Source organism: Stratiformator vulcanicus (assembly GCF_007744515.1).
GTDB classification, from domain to species: domain Bacteria; phylum Planctomycetota; class Planctomycetia; order Planctomycetales; family Planctomycetaceae; genus Stratiformator; species Stratiformator vulcanicus.
In genome coordinates this window covers 3,406,979-3,427,904 of record NZ_CP036268.1, presented here as the reverse complement: position 1 = coordinate 3,427,904, position 20,926 = coordinate 3,406,979, and the positions used below count along the sequence as shown (strand labels likewise).

Below are 20,926 nucleotides of genomic sequence, written 5' to 3'. Positions count from 1 at the left end.
CGCAATATCACGGATGGCTCGCGGATTTCGTCTGAAACCGCACTCTGACGCCATCGAGGACGTTGCCGCTCGAACGCGAATGGCACACGGCTTGCGTTTGTGAACGGTAAGCCCATCCGAACAGTCCTGCGGCACGCCCGAGGCCCGGCATGGAACGCCAATTTGCTGACCTTCAACCAACGACTGGGGCACGCCGTGCCGACCGCAGAACTCGAAGACGATCCGACCTCGCTGAACGACCACGCCGCAGAATCGCTGCGGCACATGGTCGAGCATGCGGCTCATCTGCTGCCTGCCCAAGGGCCGATTGAGGTCTTCGTTCATCACAACACGCTACACGCATTCGAGGAACAGTCGTTTCATGAGGCAGTCAAATCAGGGCTCGCCCGATACGGTGCTGCACCCTATTTCACGGAGCAAGAGTATCGCCAGCTCTACGCCGAGGGTCGGATCACCGACTCGGATTTGGAAGCAGTCATCAAGGACGATCTCGGGGAACGAGCAGGCGAGCAGATCAACGGACTTGGAACGCGATGCGAGATTCGTTATGCGATGCTGCGGCACCCACTGCATATCGGGCCAGACGCAGAGCTTCGTTGGGTCGTCGCGGAAACCGATGCCCTGCAGAGATTTCGCGAACGCACTACACAGATCAATCGGTCTCGCATCGTGTCCGCCGCTAAGAAGTGGCTTCAGGATTCGGCCGGCAGGCCGGAAGCAACCGACGACCAAAATGGCCTCTTGAAAAAGTTCGGCCCCAACATCGACAACTGGTCTGACTCTGCGTGGGAAGCATTCTCACTACATCTACTGTGGCGGACCTGCCTGAATGGCGTGAGTTCAATCACACCAGCGAGTTTGCCACCAACCTACGATCGTCCGCGTGACTTGCTGCTTCATGCAACCGGCGAAGACATCGACCGACACGTTCACGAAGTTCTGATCCGATTCTGTGCAGCCTACGTCGATCAGGGTTACTCCGATTGGTTGCTGCCGAATCGCGATCAGGGGTTCTTTGAGTCCTTCGGATCGCTGTATTCGGAAAGCTCTCGCGGGCTTGATCGTTGGCTCAAACGATTGCCCGACGAACTGTCGTTTCTGCGAAACAGCAACGCGACAGCAGAGGCGTCCATCGAAGTCTCTCTGCGCGAGCTCGGAATTGCTGAGTCCGGTCGAGAGGAATTCATCGCACAGTCGCTGCTCGCCCTTGGGGGCTGGGCCGGAATGATCTGGCAACTGGAGTCCGGTGTGGACTGGGTGGTGCATTCGATTCCAAAGGGGTCGCTGGTTGGAATGCTTGCCGTTCAGTTGATTCTGGAGAAGCATGCCATCCGAAAAATTGGGGCGGGCGAGTTTGGTGAGTACGAATCCCTCGCAACGATTGTCGAATCAGCACAGAAACGGTTGAGCGATCCCGCTCCGTTGAACCGTGAACGGGGAGCGTTCCTGCTGTTTCAGGTCGCACAGATGCTTGGCTGGACGCCATTGGAGCTGCAGCAACTTAGCGAAGCTGAGTGGAAGCAGCTTTCTGAGGAAGTCGAAGTCTTCGACGGCATCGAACGCCATCGCATCTTTCACGAAGCATACGAACGCAAGTATCACCACGCCGCGATCAACGCATTCTCAAAGCATGCAGCACGAAGACGTGAGATTGAATTACCGTGGGGCGACCGTCCGGACTTTCAAATCGTGACGTGCATAGACGATCGAGAAGAATCGTTTCGTCGACATCTGGAGGAAGTGCAACCACGCTGTGAAACCTTCGGAGCCGCCGGTTTCTTTGCCGTGGCGATCTACTATCGCGGAGCAGCGGATGGATTCTATAAGCCGCTTTGTCCGGGAGTCATCACACCGGATCATTACGTGCAGGAAGATGTTGGATACACGTTTGAAGGCGTCCATCAGGGGCGGGCAGAGTTGCGTCGTCGTCTGGGACTTGCGGGCCACTTGTTTCACACTCGCAGCCGTACGTTTCTTGGTGGCATCTTTGCGGGCATCGTGGGGTCGCTGGCGACTGTCCCACTCGTTGCTCGTGTTCTCTTCCCTCACCTAACAGCTCGAATCCGGCGACGTTTTGGTTCGTTGCTGCAGCCTCCTCCAGTCACGCAACTGCAATTGGAACGTCATGCCGAACCACCTGGACCAACGAATGGGCACATTGGTTACTCCATCGACGAAATGGCCGATGTTGTCATTCGCCTGTTGCAAGATATTGGCCTAACGAAGTCGGAAGACTTTTCACGATTGTTTATCGTTTGCGGTCATGGTTCATCCAGCCTAAACAACCCTCATGAGTCCGCTTATTGCTGCGGTGCTTGTGCGGGAAAACGCGGTGGACCGAATGCTCGTGCGTTTGCCGAGATGGCAAACGATTGGCGAGTTCGAGCACTTGTCGCTCAACAAGGCATCACCATTCCAAATGACACAACTTTCGTAGGAGCCTATCACAACACGTGTGATGACTCGGTCGTGTTCTACGATCTGGACCAGCTTCCGTCGTCACACCGCGAAGACTTCGAGTCCGCTCGCGATGCGATCGAAGAAGCCCGTCGCAGGAACGCACACGAACGTTGCCGACGGTTTGTTTCCGCACCGCTGAACATCACACCCAAGGACGCCCTCCGTCACGTCGAAGGGAGAGCACAGGATATTTCGCAGGCTCGACCGGAATACAACCACGCGACCAACGCGTTGTGCGTCGTTGGACGCCGAGACTGGTCACGTGGGCTGTTTCTCGATCGTCGAGCGTTCCTCACGTCCTACGATCCGACTCAGGACGATGAAGAACATTCGATCCTGCTTCGCATTCTTTCAGCCGCAATACCCGTGTGTGCCGGAATCAATCTCGAATACTACTTTTCCTGCGTTGACTACAAGAACTACGGATCGGGCTCCAAGCTTCCGCACAACATCGTGTCGCTGCTTGGCGTGATGGAAGGAACATCCAGCGACCTGCGGACCGGGCTGTATCAGCAGATGGTCGAGATTCATGAACCGATTCGGATTCTGTTCCTGATTGAAACGACGCCAGAAGCGATGCTGTCGATCATGGAGCGTAACGAAGGGATCGCGAGGCTATGCCAAGGCGGCTGGTCACATCTGGCTGTCATCGACGCAGAAACATCACAGGTTCAAGTGTTTCGCAACGGCAAGTTTGAACCGTTCGATAAGAGTGACGGCGAGCTGAGGCAAGTCTCTTCTTCGCTGGAGTGCTACGAAGGCGAACGTGATCACCGACCGTTCTTTTCGATTGAAGAAACGGAGGTGTCGTCATGACGCTTGAATCCGTACTGCAATTCCTCGGGCTTGTTGTCGTTGCCAGTCCCGCCGTGTTGCTGGCCGCTCTCGGGTTGCCTCTGCTTTGTGGCTTCAAATTGAGCGAAAGCGTTCAAGCCGGGCTGACAAGAGCAGGCGTAGTGATTGGCCTCTTGGCATCAGTCGCGATTCTAGTGCTGATGCTTGCGACCGGTCTCCGTCACGTTCCGATCGAACTCGGTAATTGGGTGTCGATCGAGCAGGAACACTTTCATTTTCACTTGAAGTTTGTGTTCGATCGCCTGTCCGTTCCGTTTGCGATGCTGTCTTTTGTGCTGTGCGGCACGGTGGGAGCCTTCGCTTCGGTCTATCTGCATCGCGAGAAGGGCTACGCGAGATTCTTCCTGCAGTATGCCTTGTTCTTGTTGGGAATGATCGTTTCGTCACTGGCGGGCACCATCGAAACACTTTTCTTCGGCTGGGAATTGGTCGGGCTGTCTTCAGCATTACTTGTCGCGTATTTCCACGAGCGACCGGGGCCCGTCCGCAACGGACATCGTGTGTGGACAACCTATCGCTTAGCCGATGCCGCGTTTCTCGTGGCGGCTTTGACGATGCACCATCTGACGGGAGCTGGTGACTTCGATGGGCTGATGGGTTCCGGACCGTGGCCGGAAGGTGTTGCCGCAATTAGCTCGTGGTCGGCTCTGGCCGTTGGGTCGCTATTACTGCTGGCGGCGGCTGGAAAGTCTGGCATGGTGCCGTTCTCTGGCTGGTTACCGCGAGCAATGGAAGGGCCAACTCCTTCGAGTGCCGTCTTCTACGGTGCTTTGTCCGTTCACTTGGGAACGTACCTGTTGTTGCGAGTCAGCCCGTTGCTGGACATTTCACTACCGCTGCGAATCCTCGTCATCACTTTGGGATTGATTTCCGCCATCTTTGGAACACTCGCATCGCGGGTGCAAAGCGACGTGAAAAACGCATTGGCTTTCGCTTCGTTGACTCAAGTCGGAATCATCACCATCGAGATTGGTCTCGGCCTGCGGTACATCGCTCTGATTCACATGATTGGTCACGCCTGCCTGCGAACGCTTCAACTGCTGCGAGCCCCTTCCGTACTGAAGGATCATCAAATGCTCGAAGATGCGGTGGGCGAGCATCTCACTGGTGACGAAGTCAATTCCGCGAAAACCACCACTGGCTTTCAGCTCTGGCTTTATCGGTTCGCACTGCATCGCGGATACCTCGACGCAATGATTGATAACTACGTTGTGCGACAATTCACTGCGGTGTTTCGATGGTGCGATGGTATGGAGCGACGCTGGACGAACCTGCTGTCCGGCGGCCCGTCTCGTGAATCCGATCAAGTTTCGCCCTACAGCGATTCACTGGAGGACGTGGCCTGATGTCAGAACTTCATCTCCCTTGGCTTGAACTCTCTGTGCTGTTGCCGCTGGTCGGAGGAATCTGGGTTTCGTTGCTGAAGAACCGCGACCGGGCGAGGACAGTTTGCACCATCGTGTGTGCTGTTACGCTCGTCTGTGCAATCGGCGAATGGCTCGACTTTGCAATGCTCGGAACGTTTGAGGCTCACGATCATTGGGACTTGTTTCAGTCGATCTTTCATCGTGATGTGTTCGTCATCGATGAGTTGAGTGCCCCGCTGTTACCACTTGGGGCACTTCTGTACTTGACCACCGAGATGACGACGCTGCGAACCAAGAGCAATCGCTTTTCGTTTCATTGGACGCTCGTGTCGGAATCGATCCTGCTGGCAACGCTTGCGTGCCGTAGTCCGTGGTTGATCATTACCTTGCTTGCCATCGCCACGATTCCGCCGTGGCTGGAACTACGGAAGCGAGGCCAATGCACGCGGGTCTTTGTGATCCACATGGCATTGTTTGTGACGCTGTTGGTCGCAGGACAGGCCCTTGCCGGGGCGACAGCTACGTCGGCTAATCCGCCGATCCTTGCCGGGTGCCTTTTGACTGCCGGAGCATTACTTCGCAGTGGAGTCTGTCCGCTGCATTGCTGGATGACCGACTTGTTTGAGAAGGCGACGTTTGGGACCGCATTACTCTTTGTGACTCCGATGACCGGAGCTTACGCGGTGATGCGACTGGTATTTCCGATCGCACCATCTTGGGCATTGCAGAGCATCGCGATCCTGTCGCTGGTGACTGCGATCTACGCCGCTGGCATGGCATTGGTGCAACGGGACTCGCGGCGATTCTTCTGCTACCTATTTCTCAGCCATTCATCATTAGTGCTCGTCGGTCTGGAAATGGCCACACCGATTGGACTCGCTGGAGCACTCTGCGTTTGGCTGAGCGTTGGAATCTCTCTGCTCGGCTTCGGACTCGCCCTGCGTTGCGTCGAAGCTCGCACGGGACGCCTGACGCTCGACAACTTTCACGGGCTCTACGAACACACGCCGTTTCTTGCGGCGATGTTCCTGCTGACCGGATTAGCTTCTATCGGCTTTCCCGGTACGGTCGGATTCATTGGGACAGAACTTCTCGTCGAAGGAGCGGTCGAAGTTTACCCGTTCGTTGGATTGGCTGTGGTCGTCGCAGCAGCGATGAACGGAGTGGCGATTGTCAAAGCCTACTTCCACGTCTTCACCGGAATACGGCACACTTCGACCGTCAAGATGGACTGCCGCCCATCGGAACGCATCACGATTCTCGTGATGGTCGTTCTGATCATTGGCGGCGGGCTGATTCCTCAACCCGGTGTGCAATCACGCTACCACGCCGCCCAAGCCTTGCTCGACCATCGCAGTGTCGAACAAGCAGACGACTCCGACGGGAGCGATGGATCACACTCGGCTCACTCTGAAACACTCACCGACAATACAGATAGCGAATAGAAAAATGACCGACAAAATGGAAAACGAAGAGACACCACGCGGCAACGCCTCCGGCTTCGCCAAATACTTTAAGCAAGATATCATTTCCGGATTGCTGGTCTTCCTGATCGCATTGCCGCTGTGTCTCGGTATCTCGCTGGCCTGCGGTTATCCGCCGATTGCAGGCATCTTCACCGCAATCATCGGTTCGGTCCTGACAACGTTCATCAGTAACAGCGAGCTGACCATCAAAGGTCCGGCCGCAGGATTGATCGTCATTGCCATTGGCTGCATCGAAGACTTCGGCGGCGACGGAATGACCGGCGGATGGACCGACGCCGATTTGATGGCCTACAAAGCTGCGTTGGCGGTCGGTGTCGCAGCGGCGGTCATTCAAATTCTGTTCGGCCTGTTTCGCGGCGGAATCCTCGGCGAGTTCTTCCCGATCTCAGCCGTCCATGGAATGCTGGCAGCGATTGGTGTCATCATCATCATCAAGCAGTTCCCAGTGGCTCTTGGCGTATCAGCCGGGGGTGAACCGCTGGAAATGCTCAAAGAAATGCCGCACTACATTATGGAAGCCAATCCGGCGATCGCAGCAATCGGCATCGTGAGCATTCTGATCATGTTCTACTGGCCGCTTGCCGCGAAACGTGTTGGCATCCTGAAGAAAATTCCATCGCCCATGGTTGTGCTACTGGTAACCGTGCCGATGGGCTTCGGCTTCGACTTGCTTCACGAACACTCTTACACATTGCAGGAACATCATTATCAACTCGGTGAACAGTATCTGGTGAAGATGCCCGACCGAGTCTTTGGCATGTTTGATGACATCACGTCTCCTGATTTTTCCGCGTTGGCTCAGATGAAGGCTTGGAAGTGGGTGATGATGTTCTTCATTATCGGCAGCCTTGAATCACTGCTTAGTGCCAAGGCAGTTGACCTGCTCGACCCTTGGAAGCGCAAGACAAACATGAATCGCGACGTGGTTGCGGTCGGTGTTGGCAATCTTTGTGCGTCGATGGTGGGCGGGCTTCCCATGATCTCAGAGATCGTGCGTTCCAAGGCGAATATCGACAACGGAGCCCGAACGCGGTTCGCTGATTTGTGGCACGGCATCTTCCTGCTCGCCTGCGTAGCGTTGATTCCCACGATTCTCCATGAGATCCCACTCGCGGCATTGGCGGGGATGCTGGTCTACACCGGATACCGACTCGCACATCCGACCGAGTTCATTCACGTATGGCGAATCGGGAAGGAACAACTGGCGATCTTCGTCACGACGTTGGTCGTTGTCCTAGCGACCGACCTGCTAATCGGTGTCGCTGCTGGCATCATTCTGAAGATGGTGATCCACGTCGCGAACGGCGTGCCCATCAAGTCGTTGTTCAAACCTTACATCGAGGTTCAGAAAGTGAACGACAACACCAGCCTCATCTTGGCGCGTGAATCCGCAGTGTTTAGCAACTGGATTCCATTCAAACGCCAAATCGAAGACATCGGATTGGTTCAAAAGCGCAACCTGATCGTCGACGTATCCAGTACGAAGCTTGTTGATCACAGTGTGATGGAGAAGCTGGAAGAAATGGAACGCGTCTTCGAGCAGAAAGGACTGACTTTTGAAGTTCGCGGTCTCGATGCCATGCAACCGCTGGCCGACAATCCCCATGCGGCTAGAAAGGGCGGATTGGCAACCATGCGACGGCTGACGGTCATTGCTGACGAGGCGATCGAGCAATCGCTGGAAGAACAATTTGTGGCACTGGGGGCAACAGGTTTCACATCGCAACCATGCAGCGGAGCCGGGCGTCGTGAACTGGAAGGCGGCGTTACATCAGCGAATTCCAAAGTTCGGATCGAGATTGTCTTGTCCCATCAAACGTGCGAAGCGATATTGTCATACCTTCGCAGCGATGTTCTTCCCAAGCATCAAGTGACGGCTTGCGTTGAGACGGTCGATGTCGTCAGACGAGATCATTTCGTTTCAGTTGCAGCGGAGGCGAACGAATGAAACCACTGACCAGGCGAATTCACTATTTTGACCGACATTGGTTTGGTTCGGCGTCTGAACTTTGCCGACGCGAAGAGACACCAACGCCATCGATCATCCTAATTGGCTGTCCTGACCACGGCATGTTGCCGCATGGTCTGCCCGTTCAGAACCCGATGTCGTTTCTTGTCGCTCAGTGGTTGGGGTTCGCCATTCCTCCTTTCACGAAGAGGTGTTCTGAAACAGTTGAGGCACTGGAGGAAGCAGTGCTTGGACATGAAGTAACGGACTTCATCGTATGCTCGCACACGACTTGCGGAATCTGTCAAAATTGGTTGGCGGTACCATCAAATTCCAAGAAGGCAATTGGCAGTGAGACGATGACGCCCACGCTCGAATTCATCGACAAGCACTATGACGATGTGTTCGACATGGAACGATTCGGTCTGCTTCTTAGCGAGCACGTCCTCCTGCAACTTGAGAGTCTAATCGAGTATCATTTCGTAAGAAGCCGACTGAATGACGGTCGATTGAAGCTCCACGGTTGGGTTTTCGATGAGGGAACAAGGCGAATCAGGGCGTACGATGCCTTGGTCGGCGACTTTGTTTCAGTCGAATCCGATGCATGTGCCTCAGTTACTACCTGAGAAACGAATACTAGCGAACGATGACAATTGAACTCGAAAAGTCACTGCACAACTTCAACCCGGATCACTTCGGCGGCGTCAATGATTTTCTCTCGACTGCCGACAGCAACGAACGCGATACGCTGATGATCGCATGTGCGGATCATGGCTGTGCCCCGGATAATGTTTCATTTGCTGGTACGGAACGATTTTTCATTCTCCAACACATCGGTGAATCCGTTCCGCCACCAGACCGTCGCCAACCCAACGATTTGTTCGGGGCAATCGAGGTCGGCTTTTACGACTACGATCTCCGTCATGCCGTCGTTTGCGGACATCTCGGTTGCGGCGTGATCCCAAACTGGCTGAAGGACAACAGCGGTCCAGACACCGGAAATCTTCGAGCACACTTCTACGCTGCAGCGGTCAAAGCCGTCGACACGACATATCCCGATTTGACTGGTGAAGCCTATGTCGAACGTGTTATCTGCGAACATGCAATTTTCCAGCTTGAGAACTTGCAGGCGAACCCGTCCATTCGCGAAAGACTCGATGCCAACGGACTCAAGTTGCATTTGTGGATCGTCAACGACGAAACTGCGCGGGTGTTGGCATTCGATCCCCGCGTGGGAAACCTTGTCCCCATCGAGGAGATGCGATGACGAAACAACTACATGTCAGCCTGCTGTGGCTCGGTATGGTCCTTACTGTTGCACAACACGCATACGCCCAGAATGCGAACCCGTCGCGGGCCGAGCAACTTCGATCGCTTGGTGCTGAGAATATTCGCGAAATCGATGGCGAACTATCGTATGTGAACCTGAAGGATTCACGGTTCTCTGACGATTCAGCCTTCTTGATCGAGGATCAGCAATCGATTGTTTTCCTCTCCGTCGCGCGAACGTCTAGCACTGACAAGACGCTCTCAACAATCTGCGGGCTGAACATATTGAAATGGCTATTCCTCGACGGCACCAAAATCACCGACGAGGCAGCTGTCAAACTGCAAGACTTGAAGAACCTCCGCACACTTTCAGTCTCCGGAACTGCGGTCACCGATAAGACGTTCGCAAAATGCTCTTGGAAAACCATTCACACGCTGGTCGTGTCGGACACCGAGATCACCGATGCAACGGTCAAGTCGCTCAGCAAGCTCACGACTCTTCATCATTTAGATTTGAGCGGCACATCCATCACGGATGATTGCATCGACAGCCTGATCGCGATAAAGAGCCTCACGCACCTCGACCTGTCGGATACAAAAATCACAGATGCAGGATTCGCAAAACTCATGGTTCTGTCCGAACTTCGCGAGTTGGAAGTCGCAGGAACCGAAGTCACCATTGCCGCTATCGCCGCGTTCAACGCAAAGCGACCCAATTGCCTGATTCACGGACCGAAAGCAAAGGACGACAACGTAACACGCACTCTGCCACAGAAACCCAGAAATCTTCAGTAACGAACCACTTTGACAATAGTACCAGCAGAATGCTGCCAGTATCGCCATCCCGGACGATCATGATGATGAGTTCACCGAACATGGTCGGACCGCGAACTTCGACCGTCGCGTCACGAATCCGTTCCAGCCGACTTCGATTCAGAGGATTGGCCTGCGACAGATGCCGCACGCAGTTCTCAACCATCACAACCGAGCTATCGACAACGAGTCCAAAGTCGATCGCTCCCAAGCTCAGCAGACTGGCCGAAATTGCGAATCGCCACATCCCGCTGAATGCGAACAACATCGAGAGTGGAAATGCCAGTGCGACAATCAATCCGGCTCGCAGGTTGCCAAGAGAGAGAAACAGCACGGCGATGACGAGCAATCCGCCTTCAAAGAGATTCTTACGAACCATGTTGATGACCGAATCGACCAGTTCCGTGCGGTCGTACATAGTGACCAACGTCATACCCGGCGGGAGATTCGCTTTGCTTTTTTCGACACATTCCTTCAATGCGTCGGTGTATTGATGCGTATTCTCGCCCATCAGCATGAAGCCGAGTCCCATGACCGCTTCGCCGTTGCCGTCCGCCGTGACGGCACCGCATCGTATTTCGTGGCCGACTTCCACAGTTGCGAAATAACGTATACGCACGGGCACTCCACCCACCGCTTTGATGACGATATTTTCAATTTGCGGAATGTTGGTCGTGCGGCCCAACCCCTGCACCAACAGCATTTCGCCCATGCGATCTACATTGCCGCCACCTACGTTGCGATTGTTCTCCTGTAGGGCGTCAACCACCTCACCAAACTGACCTGCCCCCCTTGAACGAGTCCATGGTCTGTCGGAGTTTTGACGGATCACGGACGCATCCGAAGGGGAAAGCACAATGCCGCGAGGGAAGAAGCACACTCCAGAGCAGATCATCTCCAAGCTGCGTGAGGCCGAAGTCGCCTTGGCCCAGGGACAGACCGTTCCGGAGGCTTGCCGCCAGATCGGTGTGACCGAGCAGACCTACTACCGGTGGAAGAAGGAGTACGGCGGCCTGCGGCTCGACCAAGCGAAACGACTCAAAGAGATGGAGCGGGAGAACGCCCGCCTCAAGAAGCTCTTGGCCGAAGCCGAACTCGACAAAGCCATCTTGCGTGAGGCGGCGTCGGGAAACTTCTGAGCCCGGCGAAGCGATCGGCGGCGGTCGAGTACGCCCGCGACTCTCTCGGCCGAGAGAAGGTCTCGGAACGGAGGGCCTGTCACGTCCTCGGCCAGCCCCGGAGCACGCAACGTCGGGAGCGTCACGTACCGCCGGATGAGCCGCGACTGGTACGACGGATCGTCGCGTTGGCGACGAAGTATGGCCGCTACGGGTATCGCCGAGTGACCGCGTTATTAAGAGCCGAGGGCTGGGCGGTGAACCACAAGCGGGTCGAGCGGATCTGGCGTCGGGAGGGCCTGAAAGTGCCACAAAAGCAGCCGAAACGCGGGCGTCTGTGGCTCCACGACGGTTCGTGCGTGCGGCTACGGCCGACACACAAAGACCACGTGTGGAGTTATGACTTCGTGGCCGACCGCACGGCCGACGGGAAGCCGCTCCGCATGTTGACGCTGATCGACGAACACACCCGCGAGTGCCTGGCGATCGATGTGGCCCGAAGTCTCAAAAGCGAGCACGTCCTCGAACGCCTGAGCGATCTGTTCGTCCGGCGTGGCGTCCCGGCCTACATCCGCAGCGACAATGGGCCGGAGTTCACCGCCAAGGCGGTCCGCGAGTGGCTCGCCCGCGTCGGCGTGAAGACGCTGTTCATCGAACCAGGCAGCCCGTGGGAGAACGGCTTCATCGAGTCGTTCAACGGGAAGTTCCGGGACGAGTTCCTGGCCCGCGAGCGTCTCGACACGCTGCTGGAGGCGAAGGTGCTGATCGAACGGTGGCGGCGGGCGTACAACACCGTCCGGCCGCACAGCTCACTGGGCTACCGGCCGCCGGCTCCGGAGGCGATCCAGCCCGTTCGGCCTGTTCCGGCTACGCCTCCACAGCCCGAACGGGCTGGATCAATGAACAAAGAACACTCAAAATACTGACTGGTTCCGTTACCGGGGGCAGGTCATGACCGTGCCGCGATGCTCAGCAGTCTGACCATCCGGCAGGTACCGAACTTCCTGTCCGATGTTTGCCAGTGATGCTTCTTCTGCCGCGACGCGAAGATCGAGCCATACAGTTCGTGTGTCTGAAAGCCGGAACATTTGCGACCCACGATCGACAACCTCGCCGACCACCGTTTCCCGATCAACGACCCGACCAGCCAAAGGAGCAACCACGGCAATCAGGTTATCGCTGCTGCCGCGATCCTTGATTCGTTCCGTGCCCAATTTACGAACCGCCGCTTTGGCTTCATCCGGTTGGAGCGAACGCAGTTGTTTCAGATCAACTGGCAAGCCAAGGTTGTCGAGAGAACGAACTGTCTTCTCAACCAGCGAAGTTGCCTGCTGGAGTTCAGTCTGACTCTCTAGCAAACGCTTTCCGGGGATGACGTTGCGGTTGGCAAGCGGTTCAATGCGACGAACGGCGTCTTGTTTCAGGCGTTCATCGGATAACGCTGAAAGGAGTTCGGATTTTAGCCGTCCCACTTTCTCGGAATCGACGATTGCCAAGACTTGATCTGCTTCCACCCAATCACCGACATTCACCAGCACCTGCTTGACGATGCCGTCCGCAGGCGGTGAAACTTGAGCCGTCTTCGTGGCGTCGTAGCGAATCTCGCCAGCCGTCGCGACACTTTCGACGATTGGCTGCCGCTGCACCGGTTCCACGTCAACACCAGCACTCTGCATGGCGTCGACAGATGCAAATTGGATTCGCGAACCGGGTAACTGGCTTAGCGAGAGGTTCTCTCGCCGAGGTCGAACGGCCAACGCACGCTCTGCGCGTTCCAGATCAGCAGCCGTTACTTCGACTGGCGATTTGGTTTCCGCCAGCGAAGGGTCATGAAGCACACACCGGTGGACGCCGTGGAATTCGCAGAACGTCAGCTTTGGCGGGTCTTCGATCAGTCCCGGCACACAGTTGATGCACTCTTCTTCCGGCACACCATGACTGTCGCACCACGCCGGAGCATTGGCTTCCGGTGATGTCGTTGCCGCCAAGCTCGGCAGCTTCCAATCGTTGTGATGGCCATACCACGCCAACGCGGCCAATCCGCCAACGACGGCAACCGATGGTATCCATGAAACCACGACGGCAGCCAACCGCCGGACGGGCGACTGTTTACGTTGTGTGTGTGTTTCGTCGCGATTCTCGCTGGTGACGGGTTGCGTTTCGACAACCGGCGTTGATGGCGGCGATTCTGCCGAGACCTTCGGCGAGGAAATGACATCCGACATGGCACTGCTTCTGCTGAAAAGGAAAGACACTCAGTCGATGCTTGTCGCCGAGCAAACGAAAAGGGCCGCTTCACAGCAGCGCAGCACGAAGCAACAAACAGTCACATCGAAGTGCAGCCGGAGAAACGGCAAGCAGAGTGTCTTACAGCAAAAACCGGCAGTAAGACGTCAGCAGGGCACGCCCATGCGGCGGCGATTCGTCTCGCGAAGCAATTTCGAGACGCTGAGTGCTAGTTGCGGCAGCACAGACTTCGATAGGAGCGACAGCCGAGACATCAACCACCCCAGCCAATTCCACCGAAGCGCCAAATCCCGGTGGCAACGCACCAGCACAGAAACAATCATGGCAAGGCTCCGGGCATTCAGGAGCCACCGGAACTTCATCATGCTCAGCATCGCAGCAGCAATGATCTTCACAACCGCCAACCACAGCAGCCGAACTTTCCGACACTCCACAACACACCCCACCCATCGCCGGACAAACCAGCACGGTTATGCACATCAGCAGGTGAATGAGGCGGGCCAACATTGGGTCGGAAAGAGTGATTCACGTCGGAAAGGACGACTGGTTAGATCATTATAGTATTCGTCGATTTGTCGGCTGAGTCAATGTCGATGCCGCAGAACAGTAATTGGACAACTCCCCAGCGTCGATCTCATTTCGATTCATGACGACTGATTCAGTTTTTTGGCTGATCTCTCGCCTCACGGTTGCCAAAGGCGATGCTGTGAACTGTCGCAGTTGGATGGGAGCGTTCCTCGAATGGCCGGATGACTCGCCTTCGTAGCGGCAGGATTTCATGAGGCAATTGCTCGCGTCCCGCCACTTTGCGAACTCGATTGACCTCTCGTAGCATCATCAGCATTTGACGCCGGACGGGAGCGTAGGGAGCGTCCTCGGGCCGGTCGGGCGGATGAGAGCTGGAGCATGGACTTCATGTCCGATCAGCTGTTCGACGGCCGCCGATTCCGGCTGTTGACGTTAGTCGATTACTTTATCCGCGAGAGCCTGGCGATCCGGGTCGGGCAACGGCTGACCGGCGACGACGTCGTCTCGGTCTAAGAAGCGGTCCGGACGGAACGTGGGGCCGTGCCCGCTTCGATCCGTGTCGACAATGGTCCCGAGTTCATCTCGAAGTCTCTGGACTGGTGGGCGTACGTTAATAAAGTGACCCTCGACTTCAGTAGTCCTGGAAAGCCGACGGATAACGCGTTCATCGAGTCATTCAATGGCCGGTTCCGGCAGGAGTGCCTGAATCAGCACTGGTTCCCCGACCTGGCCGACGCGGTCGAGAAAGTCGAGGCGTGGAGGGCTGACTACAACGAAGTCCGGCCGCACAGCAGCCTGGGCGACCGGACGCCCGCGGAGTTCGCGGCTTCAGCGAGTGCCGGCGCGCCGGCACTCGCTGAAGCCGAATCCTGACACACGCGGTGGTACAGACTCGGGGGCAAGGTCAAAACAAACAGCACTCAACATACTGGCTGGTTCCGTAACCGGGGGCAGGTCAACGTCGCGGTATTTCCCTCGGACGTACACGTCCCGGAGCACATCGTCAGCGATGCCCCAGATGAAATTGACGATGTTGTTGTGTTGCGAGTGGTCCATTCAGTGTCAATTCGTGTTGTAGATTACGCGTGTTTGGTCGCCGTGTCACATTTCACTTTGGCTTCGGCGCCGGCCTGACGGGATTCGGGTTCTCGATGTTTAATGAGAGCCGTTCGACCTCACTGCGTTTGAACAACCGATAGTTGTTAACAGGGTGACGATATTCCTGAAGCTTCCCCGTTGAAGCCCACGCTCGTACCGTGTTCGCGGATACACCGAGCAGTTCTGCTGCTTGCTTTACTAAAAGGAATTCGTTTGTCGCTGGCATTATGCACGCCTCGAAGTTGCGTAGGATTTTTGTTCCAGCCATGCCAAGACGTTACCAAGCCTGCCGAGAGGTTACAATCTGCCCGTCGGCGCTGTATCATTGCGAACCGAGGGCCTTTGCTGGTGTCCTTTCCGCGCAGGGGTAGACTGCATTCGTTGAAACGATCGATATGAAACAGGATGTCACACTCGGCAGCGGCATTCATCGTGCGATTCTCGACTGGTCAAATGACCTGCCGGGGTGGCAACGCGACGCGCTTCGGCGAATTATTGAGAACGGAACGCTATGCGATGCCGATATCGAGGAATTGACGACAGCCTGCCGAGCGTCCAACGGCCTAGCCGAAGAGAATGGGCCGGAACTGCGTCCACTGGTTGCCCACATCTTCCGAGCGGAGCCGATACCTCCACCACGGTGACGCTGCGTTCCGTATCCGAGGCGGAAAACGTTAACGCGATCGACTCCAAGCAGTCGCTGCCGTTTGCGGGCACCGGCCTGACCGTCGTTTTCGGCTACAATGGCTCGGGAAAGAGCGGCTATGGGCGAGTACTTCGACGGGCTTGCAGAGCCCGAAACAAGGGCGACGCGATCCTGCCAAACGTACTGCAGGATTCTTCCAACGGCCCGGCGAGCGCAGTGATTACCTACGCCGTTGACGATGTCGAACAGCCACCGGAGCAATGGATCGATGGACAGCGTGCTATTGATCGTTGGGATCAATCAGCTTTTTCGATTCTGATTGCGCCTCCGTCCATGTTCGCGGGAAGAATGACATTGCGTTCACTCCGTTCGGCCTCGATGTCCTTCCGTCACTGGCATCTGCGTGCAAAGCGGTTCAGCAGAAACTTGACTCAGAGAGAAAGCGCCTTGAATTTGATAGTCCGCAGTTCCTGAAGTCGACGTATGCGACCGGCTCCACGAAGGTTGCGGTCACACTGCGCGGATTAAAGTCTTCGACATCCGTCGATGAACTTGATCGCCTAGCGTCGCTAACTGATGCGGAATTGCAGCGGCTCAAGGAAATTCCCGCCCAGCTCGCGTCTGATCCACTAAAGCTGGCCAAGGAGTTGAGAACCCGGGCCGGACGCATCGACGCCCTTCGTTCGACACTACTGAAAGCCTCCAGCGCCCTATCAGATGAAGCAATTGAGGCAACCAAGGCCCTTGCGGAAGATTCGGCAACGAAGATGAAAGCGGCACAGGTGGCCGCTAAAACTAACTTCGCGGATGATCCGCTGCAGAACATTGGGGAGCAGGTTTGGCGTCAGCTTTGGGAAGCGGCCCGCAAATACTCAGAAGTATCATACCCGGATCGCGACTTTCCGGTGACCGACGGGGACGATGCAGTTTGCGTATTGTGCCAGCAGCCACTTGGAGAGGATGCAAAAGATCGCCTGAATCGCTTCGAGCAATTCGTCCGCGATGACAGTGCCCAACAGGCGGCAAAGGCGAAGGAAGCCCTCCGAAATGCCGTCGGGAAGGTCGAAGGTCTCGGTTTGCTCGGGGACGCGTTGCGGGAGCAATTAAAGGATGTGGAATCGGGTGACAAACAACTGCTCCCGTCAGTTCGAGGGCAACTTGCCACCCTGATCCGAAGGCTTCGTGCGATCAAGCAGGGATACCAATCGGGGCAATGGGACTTTCCCCTTCCGGGCACACTTGAGAACATCGACACAAAGCTCTCAACGCTCGTGTCATCAACCAATGCAAAAGCGGTCGATGTTGAGAAATCGGCAGACCAGGAGGAACGTCAACGTCTTGAAACCGAACTCGCGGAGTTGAAGGCACGTGAGTGGCTCGCGACCGTACTCGGTGACGTCAAAGAGCATCTGGACCGATTGGCGCAGATTGACAAGCTCAAGAAAGCTTTGAAAGAGACCCGCACGAATCGCACCACGATCAAGAGTAAAGAGTTGGCCAAGGCGTATGTGACCGATCAGCTACGCGACGCGTTTGCGACGGAGATCAAGAAGATGCAGCAGGGCGTTCGTCGCCTGAATGTCGAGTTGGTTCCTACGGCTGGCGAATTCGGATCGTCCTATTATCGCGTTCAGCTTGTAGGAGCCAGTAAGGCCGACATTGGAACTATCGTCTCGGAGGGTGAGCACCGATGCATCGCCTTGGCTGGATTTTTGTCTGAACTGGCCACAGAGCCATGCAAGTCGACGGTCATTTTCGATGACCCCGTCACCTCTCTGGATCATCATTGGCGGGGGTGTTTCGCACAACGCCTAGTCGAGGAAGCTGCGGATCGGCAAGTTATCGTGTTTACTCACGACATCGTGTTTCTCCATGATTTGGCGAGCGGAGCGGAACAAAACGATGTCCCGATCGAGTTGCGGCGTGTTCAGTCAAATCGGGATAGCTGTGGCTTTGTCAATGACGGTTTGCCATGGATTGCTCAGAAGACACTGCCCAGGATTGATGAGTTGGAAAAGCGTGCACGAGCAACTCGCAGTGATTTCGATGCTCACAACGATGATGAGTACGAGCGGTCGATTGGTGCGGTATACAATGAACTGCGAGCCACGGTTGAGCGAGCCGTCGAAGAAAAGCTGTTTCTCGGGATCGTGATGCGGCATCAGGACTACATCAGCCTCAAATATCTCAAGAAGGTCACGGCGATAACCACTGACCATTGTGAGCGTTTGCAGAAGCTTTTTCAGCGGTGCTGTGACATTACATCAGCGCACGATCGGTCCTCTTTGCGTGGTTTCGGAGTGCCAAGTCCAGACGATGCATTAGACGATTTGCGAGAACTTCGCGCGATTGTTGATGATCTGAAGGATAAGCAGAAAGCTGTATCGTGAAAACGCCCTGCGTTCATGAGAAAGCAAGGCGTGGGCTGAGCCTTAAGCACAGAGCGGCATCTGCGAACGGCTGAGGTGCTGCTCTCGCAGGTGAGTACCGTCGGACAGGTCTGCAATAAGATCGGAATCACCGATCAGGCCTGATACTTTTCGCAGAAGAGCAGTTTCGCCCTGCTCGCGGAGTGTCCGCGATTTCGCGGGACCGTAGCGTTCAAGCCAAGCGTCTGAAGCCCCTAAGACGTACGATTGCACGCCTGAAGTGGTTGTCAGCCGAAGCCGAACTAGACAAACCAATCCTGAAAGAGTCCGCCATGGGAAGCTATCGACCGGGAACTCGAGCAAGTGTAACGGAACCCAGCAGAGCGGCGGGTTAGCAACGACTCTCTACAGCGAGACGATCATAGTGGATCACCGCGGACAAATCGCGGACAGAATTGGCGATTTCAGAGCAATATCGCCGTAGCCTGGATGAGACTTCGAATTCAAAAAGTCTTTTCTAACAATGGGATTAGAGCAAGAATTAAATGTGAGCACAATGTTTGATTTCAGGTTCAGGTCCTAGTGTCCTTAAACGGACGTGGAGGTTCGAGTCCTCTCCTGGGCATTCGAAACAACATCGCTGCACTGCACCCGCGTTTCCAGCGCGGGTTTGTTTTTGCGCTAGCCACTGGGTCACTTGCGATGGGGCGTGATCCCGTCGACATTGGAACCGGCGGCGGTCTCGCTGCTTTCTCGTGTTCAGCTTGTTCGAGGGTTCCGATGTCTGTTGCTGGTCATATTTTGCGTGCTGCATACGGCGGCGTTGCCGTTGTGAGCTGCTTTTTCGGTGCTTCGCTCGCCTCGGCGGCTCCCAATGTCCTGTGGATCAACTGCGAGGATCTCAGTCCGGCGGCGATCGGGTGTTACGGTAGCGAGTATGCGACGACTCCCAACATCGATCGGCTCGCCGCTGAGGGAATCGTCTATGAGAACGCGTCGTCGTGGGCTCCGATCTGCGGGCCAGCCCGGTCGACCTTCGTGACCGGTGTTTACGCGTCGTCGCTGGGGACGCAGCACCTGCATTCGCACGTGGAACTTCCGCAGCCGATCGAGCCGCTGCCGCGCATGCTGATGCAAAAGGGCTACTTCACCAGCAACTGGGGCAAGACCGGTTGGAATACCTCGCAAGACAATGCCTTCAGCTATTGGAATACGCAGGATTATGCTCCCTGGCGGAAGCGGAAGGAGGGGCAGCCGTTCTTTTGCACGTTCGTTTTAGGTACCACGCACGAAGGGCCGGCCAACAAGCAGGCGAAGTACGATCAATTGACGGCGTCGCTGCCGGAGAAGTCTTTCCACGATCCCGCCGAAGCGCAAGTGCCGCCGTATTTTCCCGACACGCCGGAGATGCGGTCGATCTGGGCGGGCTATCACGATCTGGCGACGGTGCTCGACGGACAAGTCGGCGAGATCCTGACGGCCCTCGAAAAGGACGGTTTGGCGGAAGAGACGATTGTCGTTTTCTTCAGTGATCACGGCTTCGGTCTGCCGCGGCATAAGCGCTGGCTCAATTGGAGCGGGTTGCACGTGCCCTTCATCGTGCGGGTGCCGGAGGCGTATCGGGAGATGGCGACATCTGGCCCGGGATCGCGGGAAGAGCGGCTCGTCAGTTTCGTAGACCTCGCTCCGACGACGCTTTCGTTAATGGGCGAACCTGTACCCGACTACATGCAGGGGCAGCAATTTCTCGGACCTGATGTCGCTTCCCCTCGCAAGCTTATCTACGGCGCCCGCAGCCGGGCAGATGACATGCAGGAGTTGTCACGGTCGGTCTTTGACGGCCGCTACTTCTATGTTCGGAACTACATGCCGCACCTGCCGTATATTCAGCCCGGGTGGATTTACGGCGAGGAAAAACGCAGCTTTCTGGAACTGTATCGCGCCGAGGATGCGGGGCGGATGCCCGCGGATTCAGCTTTGCTGATGGCTGACGAGAAGCCGCTCGAAGAGTTGTATGATCTGCACACGGACCCGCATGAGATTGAGAATCTCGCTTCGAAAGCGGAGTTCGCATCGATTCTCAAATCGATGCGGAAGCGGAACCGTGAGCACATCCTCGAGACCCGCGACACCGGATTTCTCACTGAGGCAGAGTGGGAGCGACGCCTGCAGCCCGGAGAGACGCGCTATGAAGTGGCGCGGGTGGTCAATCGAGTATCGCGACCGCGTTATGAGCTGGAATTAATTCTCGACGCGGCTGAGCGCGTCGGTGATCGCGATGTTTCGGTCGGGCGATTGCGGTACTGGCTTCGCTCATTGGACAGTGGCACTCGCTATTGGTCGGCCATGGCGATGGTGGCCGATCCCAAGATGGCTGAGGCGTTGAAGACCTATTTAGCGGCTCGACTCGACGACGATTCGGACTCGGTCGCGATCATGTCCGCGCAGGCCCTTCTGCAGATCGCGCCCGGTCACGCGGCGGCAAAGGGAGTCCTGTTCGAAGGGGTTCGAAGCAAGAGCCCGTTGATCGCGCTGCTTGCGGCCCGGCAGGTGATGCTCGCGGGCGAGGCAGTCTGTCCGCTACCGGACGACTTCCCCGCGCTCCTCGAAGAATATCGCGGCAAAGGCAAAACGGGGCGTGGTTCACGACCCTATGGCCCGCCGATCGTTGGCTCGCTGCGATACGCCTTAAAGAACTGCGACGCAAACGAGTAGAGCAAA

Annotated in this window: 15 protein-coding genes and 3 pseudogenes; 14 read left to right on the top strand and 4 right to left on the bottom strand. The window is 56.2% G+C overall.

Annotation, left to right across the window (positions count from 1 at the left end; all coding sequences use genetic code 11):
• The first annotated feature begins 99 nt into the window (after positions 1 to 99).
• Genes Pan189_RS13400 through Pan189_RS13370 form a run of 7 tightly spaced genes read left to right on the top strand, consistent with a single transcriptional unit; the run spans position 100 to position 10,181 of the window.
• Positions 100 to 3,276: a DUF2309 domain-containing protein gene (locus Pan189_RS13400; RefSeq protein WP_310820458.1), complete on the top strand. Its 3,177-nt coding sequence runs from the start codon at positions 100 to 102 to the stop codon at positions 3,274 to 3,276.
• Positions 3,273 to 4,661 (top strand): proton-conducting transporter transmembrane domain-containing protein, encoded by a 1,389-nt coding sequence (locus Pan189_RS13395; RefSeq protein WP_145364487.1) that lies wholly within the window; start codon positions 3,273 to 3,275, stop codon positions 4,659 to 4,661. Before Pan189_RS13400 ends, Pan189_RS13395 begins: the two co-directional genes overlap by 4 nt.
• A complete protein-coding gene (locus Pan189_RS13390; protein ID WP_310820457.1) occupies positions 4,661 to 6,127 on the top strand; it encodes a proton-conducting transporter transmembrane domain-containing protein in 1,467 nt (488 codons plus the stop codon). Before Pan189_RS13395 ends, Pan189_RS13390 begins: the two co-directional genes overlap by 1 nt.
• A 4-nt stretch (positions 6,128 to 6,131) precedes the next feature.
• On the top strand, positions 6,132 to 8,117 hold the full coding sequence (locus tag Pan189_RS13385) for a SulP family inorganic anion transporter (protein ID WP_145364485.1): 1,986 nt from the start codon (positions 6,132 to 6,134) through the stop codon (positions 8,115 to 8,117).
• Positions 8,114 to 8,743, top strand: coding sequence for a carbonic anhydrase (locus Pan189_RS13380; protein ID WP_145364484.1), 630 nt, complete (start codon positions 8,114 to 8,116; stop codon positions 8,741 to 8,743). Before Pan189_RS13385 ends, Pan189_RS13380 begins: the two co-directional genes overlap by 4 nt.
• Positions 8,744 to 8,763: 20 nt before the next feature.
• On the top strand, positions 8,764 to 9,384 hold the full coding sequence (locus Pan189_RS13375; RefSeq protein WP_145364483.1) for a carbonic anhydrase: 621 nt from the start codon (positions 8,764 to 8,766) through the stop codon (positions 9,382 to 9,384).
• Positions 9,381 to 10,181, top strand: a complete 801-nt coding sequence (locus tag Pan189_RS13370; protein WP_145364482.1) for a leucine-rich repeat domain-containing protein — start codon at positions 9,381 to 9,383, stop codon at positions 10,179 to 10,181. The genes Pan189_RS13375 and Pan189_RS13370 overlap by 4 nt, the downstream gene beginning before the upstream one ends.
• 52 nt (positions 10,182 to 10,233) lie before the next feature.
• Here the strand turns inward: Pan189_RS13370 and Pan189_RS13365 are convergent.
• Positions 10,234 to 10,977, bottom strand: a pseudogene (locus Pan189_RS13365) (efflux RND transporter permease subunit); the annotation flags it as partial.
• Between the two features lie 79 nt (positions 10,978 to 11,056).
• On the opposite strand from Pan189_RS13365, the gene Pan189_RS13360 reads away from it, so the two are divergent.
• A protein-coding gene (locus tag Pan189_RS13360; RefSeq protein ID WP_145364480.1) for an IS3 family transposase occupies positions 11,057 to 12,243 on the top strand; the annotation gives its coding sequence in 2 pieces (ribosomal slippage) (positions 11,057 to 11,324 and positions 11,324 to 12,243; 1,188 coding nt in all).
• 9 nt (positions 12,244 to 12,252) lie between these two features.
• Here Pan189_RS13360 and Pan189_RS13355 read toward each other — a convergent pair.
• The gene (locus Pan189_RS13355) at positions 12,253 to 13,542 is read right to left on the bottom strand and encodes an efflux RND transporter periplasmic adaptor subunit (protein WP_145364479.1); all 1,290 of its coding nucleotides are present in this window, start codon (positions 13,540 to 13,542) and stop codon (positions 12,253 to 12,255) included.
• 937 nt (positions 13,543 to 14,479) lie between these two features.
• Here Pan189_RS13355 and Pan189_RS21700 point away from each other — a divergent pair.
• Together Pan189_RS21700 and Pan189_RS13350 are read left to right on the top strand one after the other, a co-directional pair.
• Positions 14,480 to 14,605, top strand: coding sequence for a hypothetical protein (locus Pan189_RS21700; RefSeq protein WP_375154876.1), 126 nt, complete (start codon positions 14,480 to 14,482; stop codon positions 14,603 to 14,605).
• Positions 14,606 to 14,623: 18 nt separating this feature from the next.
• Positions 14,624 to 14,965: pseudogene (locus tag Pan189_RS13350) on the top strand (integrase core domain-containing protein); the annotation flags it as partial.
• A 69-nt stretch (positions 14,966 to 15,034) separates the two neighbouring features.
• Here Pan189_RS13350 and Pan189_RS21695 read toward each other — a convergent pair.
• Together Pan189_RS21695 and Pan189_RS21690 are read right to left on the bottom strand one after the other, a co-directional pair.
• Positions 15,035 to 15,148, bottom strand: a pseudogene (locus tag Pan189_RS21695) (type I restriction-modification system subunit M N-terminal domain-containing protein); the annotation flags it as partial.
• Between the two features lie 52 nt (positions 15,149 to 15,200).
• Positions 15,201 to 15,416 carry a helix-turn-helix domain-containing protein gene (locus Pan189_RS21690; protein WP_145364477.1) on the bottom strand — a complete coding sequence of 72 codons (216 nt, stop codon included), beginning with the start codon at positions 15,414 to 15,416 and terminating at the stop codon, positions 15,201 to 15,203.
• Positions 15,417 to 15,585: 169 nt separating this feature from the next.
• Between Pan189_RS21690 and Pan189_RS13335 the strand changes: the two genes are divergently transcribed.
• The 4 genes from Pan189_RS13335 to Pan189_RS13320 all read left to right on the top strand — a co-directional run bounded on the left by Pan189_RS13335 (position 15,586) and on the right by Pan189_RS13320 (position 20,920).
• A complete protein-coding gene (locus Pan189_RS13335; protein ID WP_145364476.1) occupies positions 15,586 to 15,834 on the top strand; it encodes a hypothetical protein in 249 nt (82 codons plus the stop codon).
• A complete protein-coding gene (locus Pan189_RS13330; RefSeq protein ID WP_145364475.1) occupies positions 15,831 to 16,310 on the top strand; it encodes a hypothetical protein in 480 nt (159 codons plus the stop codon). Before Pan189_RS13335 ends, Pan189_RS13330 begins: the two co-directional genes overlap by 4 nt.
• Before the next feature lie 110 nt (positions 16,311 to 16,420).
• Positions 16,421 to 18,226 carry an AAA family ATPase gene (locus tag Pan189_RS13325; protein WP_145364474.1) on the top strand — a complete coding sequence of 602 codons (1,806 nt, stop codon included), beginning with the start codon at positions 16,421 to 16,423 and terminating at the stop codon, positions 18,224 to 18,226.
• A gap of 759 nt (positions 18,227 to 18,985) precedes the next feature.
• Positions 18,986 to 20,920, top strand: a complete 1,935-nt coding sequence (locus Pan189_RS13320; protein WP_310820454.1) for a sulfatase family protein — start codon at positions 18,986 to 18,988, stop codon at positions 20,918 to 20,920.
• The last annotated feature ends 6 nt before the right edge of the window (positions 20,921 to 20,926 follow it).